This window comes from Mesorhizobium sp. B263B2A (genome assembly GCF_020165775.1).
Taxonomy (GTDB): domain Bacteria; phylum Pseudomonadota; class Alphaproteobacteria; order Rhizobiales; family Rhizobiaceae; genus Mesorhizobium; species Mesorhizobium opportunistum.
In genome coordinates this window covers 1-3,812 of the sequence record NZ_JAIUIU010000056.1, presented here as the reverse complement: position 1 = coordinate 3,812, position 3,812 = coordinate 1, and the positions used below count along the sequence as shown (strand labels likewise).

Here is a 3,812-nt window from a genome sequence, read left to right as displayed (position 1 = left end):
ATTGTAAAGAGAAGATTTGTTCGAACTTCATGGATCGCAAGGTTCATGATTTGTCGCGGGAGGCGCTCAATCTCCCGCATATGATGGGTTTGCCTAACCGCGCCCTCGAACCGATCTCGAGAAGCTGGTCTTTTTGTGCCAATGACATCGAATTGGGTCCCGCACAGGATCTGGTTCAGGTGCAATCCTTTGGATTGCGCGGACGCTGACCTCGCAAGGGTTTGGCTGAAGCGGCAATTCCTTCGGGATTGCGCGGGTGAGCATTGGCAATGAGAACGATCAAGTGTCTTAAGGGCAATTGGTGGATGCCTTGGCATGCACAGGCGATGAAGGACGTGATACGCTGCGATAAGCTACGGGGAGGTGCGAATACCCTTTGATCCGTAGATTTCCGAATGGGGAAACCCACCTAAGGTACTTGGAAAATCAGAGCAGCGGGAAGGTCGCAAGGCCGACTTGCTGCTGTGGTTTCCAAGTATCGATAATAGGTAACTTATCCTGAATACATAGGGATAAAGTGGCGAACGCGGGGAACTGAAACATCTAAGTACCCGTAGGAAAGGACATCAACCGAGACTCCGGAAGTAGTGGCGAGCGAACCCGGACCAGGCCAGTGGCGATTGAGAGACAAGCGGAACCTTCTGGAAAGTAGGGCCATAGTGGGTGACAGCCCCGTACGCGTAATGCAATCAATCGTCCTCGAGTAAGGCGGGACACGTGAAATCCTGTCTGAAATTGGGGGGACCACCCTCCAAGCCTAAGTACTCGTGCATGACCGATAGCGAACTAGTACCGTGAGGGAAAGGTGAAAAGCACCCCGACAAGGGGAGTGAAAGAGTACCTGAAACCGATTGCCTACAAACAGTGGAAGCCCAAGGTTCGTCCTGGGTGACCACGTACCTTTTGTATAATGGGTCAGCGACTTAGTGTGACGAGCAAGCTTAAACCGTTAGGTGTAGGCGCAGCGAAAGCGAGTCTGAACAGGGCGTTCAGTTCGTCGCATTAGACCCGAAACCGAGTGATCTAGCCATGAGCAGGTTGAAGGTAAGGTAACACTTACTGGAGGACCGAACCCATAACTGTTGCAATAGTTCGGGATGACTTGTGGCTAGGGGTGAAAGGCCAATCAAACTCGGAAATAGCTGGTTCTCCGCGAAATCTATTTAGGTAGAGCGTCGACCGAATACCCCAGGGGGTAGAGCACTGGATGGGCTAGGGGTCCTCACCGGATTACCAAACCTAACCAAACTCCGAATACCTGGGAGTACTAGTCGGCAGACACACGGCGGGTGCTAACGTCCGTCGTGAAAAGGGAAACAACCCTGACCTACAGCTAAGGTCCCCAAGTTATGGCTAAGTGGGAAAGGATGTGAGGATCCCAAAACAACCAGGATGTTGGCTTAGAAGCAGCCATCATTTAAAGAAAGCGTAACAGCTCACTGGTCTAAATAAGGGTCTTTGCGCCGAAAATGTAACGGGGCTAAAGCCATACACCGAAGCTTAGGGTTTGGTCCGCAAGGGCCAAGCGGTAGCGGAGCGTTCTGTAAGCTGATGAAGCCATACCCGTGAGGGGTGGTGGAGGTATCAGAAGTGCGAATGCTGACATGAGTAACGTAAGGGGAGTGAGAGACTCCCCCGCCGAAAGACCAAGGGTTCCTGCTTAAAGCTAATCTGAGCAGGGTTAGCCGGCCCCTAAGACGAGGCGGAAACGCGTAGTCGATGGGAACCACGTTAATATTCGTGGGCTTGGAGGTAGTGACGGATCATTGAGGTAGTCCAATCTTATCGGATTGAACGGGCTGCTGCGTGGTTCCAGGAAATAGCTCCTCCTTATAAACCGTACCCGAAACCGACACTGGTGGTCTGGTAGAGTATACCAAGGCGCTTGAGAGAACTATGCTGAAGGAACTCGGCAAATTGCACGCGTAACTTCGGAAGAAGCGTGACCCTTTTCCACGCAAGTGGAGGAGGGTGGCACAGACCAGGGGGTAGCGACTGTTTATCAAAAACACAGGGCTCTGCGAAGTCGCAAGACGACGTATAGGGTCTGACGCCTGCCCGGTGCTGGAAGGTTAAGAGGAGGGGTGCAAGCTCTGAATCGAAGCCCCAGTAAACGGCGGCCGTAACTATAACGGTCCTAAGGTAGCGAAATTCCTTGTCGGGTAAGTTCCGACCTGCACGAATGGCGTAACGACTTCCCCGCTGTCTCCAGCATAGACTCAGTGAAATTGAATTCCCCGTGAAGATGCGGGGTTCCTGCGGTTAGACGGAAAGACCCCGTGCACCTTTACTATAGCTTTACATTGGCATTCGTAGTGGCATGTGTAGGATAGGTGGTAGGCTTTGAAACCTGGGCGCCAGCTCAGGTGGAGCCACCCTTGAAATACCACCCTTATTACTATGGATGTCTAACCGCGGCCCGTTATCCGGGTCCGGGACAATGTATGGTGGGTAGTTTGACTGGGGCGGTCGCCTCCTAAAGAGTAACGGAGGCGCGCGATGGTGGGCTCAGAACGGTCGGAAATCGTTCGCTGAGTGCAATGGCATAAGCCTGCCTGACTGCGAGACTGACAAGTCGAGCAGAGACGAAAGTCGGTCATAGTGATCCGGTGGTCCCGCGTGGAAGGGCCATCGCTCAACGGATAAAAGGTACGCCGGGGATAACAGGCTGATGACCCCCAAGAGTCCATATCGACGGGGTTGTTTGGCACCTCGATGTCGACTCATCGCATCCTGGGGCTGGAGCAGGTCCCAAGGGTATGGCTGTTCGCCATTTAAAGCGGTACGTGAGTTGGGTTCAGAACGTCGTGAGACAGTTCGGTCCCTATCTGCCGTGGGTGTAGGAATATTGAAAGGATCTGTCCCTAGTACGAGAGGACCGGGATGGACGGATCTCTGGTGGACCTGTTGTGGCGCCAGCCGCATAGCAGGGTAGCTATATCCGGACGGGATAACCGCTGAAGGCATCTAAGCGGGAAACCCACCTTAAAACGAGTATTCCCTGAGAACCGTGGAAGACGACCACGTTGATAGGCCGGGTGTGGAAGAGCGGCAACGCTTGAAGCTTACCGGTACTAATAGTTCGATCGGCTTGATCGTTCTCATTCCTTATGCTCATCGTGAACACGATGATCTGGCCAGCGCTCACGCATGAGCGGCCCCTCTGGGGCCTATGCTCCGCGAGGGCGCCGGAAAACCGGCGACGCGCAGTCGCGCTTGCGGGCTTACGCCCGGGGCGCCCTGCAATGAACGTCGCCATTGGCACGGAAAGACGGGCAAACGGCACAAGCCAATAGCGAGCGGGTTTCCCTACTCACTATTCCCTGCTGCCTAATCCCTAACCCAGCTTCTCGAAAACAACGTGCGTTTTGCCGACCTGGTGGTTATGGCGGAGCGGCTGCACCCGATCCCATTCCGAACTCGGCCGTGAAACGCTCCAGCGCTGATGGTACTTCGTCTCAAGACGCGGGAGAGTAGGTCGCTGCCAGGTCTGCCAAACGCACGTTGAACTCACATCCAACCGGATGTCAGTGAAATCTTCTCTTTACGAACATGGCCCGCCAATCGGGAAACCACGGGCCGCGAAAGCGGCCCTTTCATTTGGTGAGCCATCTACCTATCTGTAGGCCATCCTATTCATAGGCCCAGGCTTACGTCCAAAGCAGGCAAACGCTTGCTTAGATCAGCAAGCAAGCGCTTGCTTAGATCAGCAAGCAAACGCTTGCTTAGGGTTGACGCGGGGTGGAGCAGCCCGGTAGCTCGTCAGGCTCATAACCTGAAGGTCACAGGTTCAAATCCTGTCCCCGCAACCA

The 3,812-nt window shown here is 54.1% G+C and carries 1 protein-coding gene, 1 tRNA gene and 2 rRNA genes; all 4 read left to right on the top strand.

From position 1 onward, the window contains the following. A partial coding sequence (locus tag LB568_RS33285) for a hypothetical protein (RefSeq protein WP_224732392.1) occupies positions 1-209 on the top strand: 209 nt, incomplete at its 5' end. Between the two features lie 68 nt (positions 210-277). Beyond that, positions 278-3,099, top strand: a 23S ribosomal RNA gene (locus LB568_RS33280). A gap of 276 nt (positions 3,100-3,375) precedes the next feature. Further along, a 5S ribosomal RNA gene (gene rrf, locus LB568_RS33275) occupies positions 3,376-3,490 on the top strand. Positions 3,491-3,735: 245 nt separating this feature from the next. Next, a tRNA-Met gene (locus LB568_RS33270) sits at positions 3,736-3,812 on the top strand.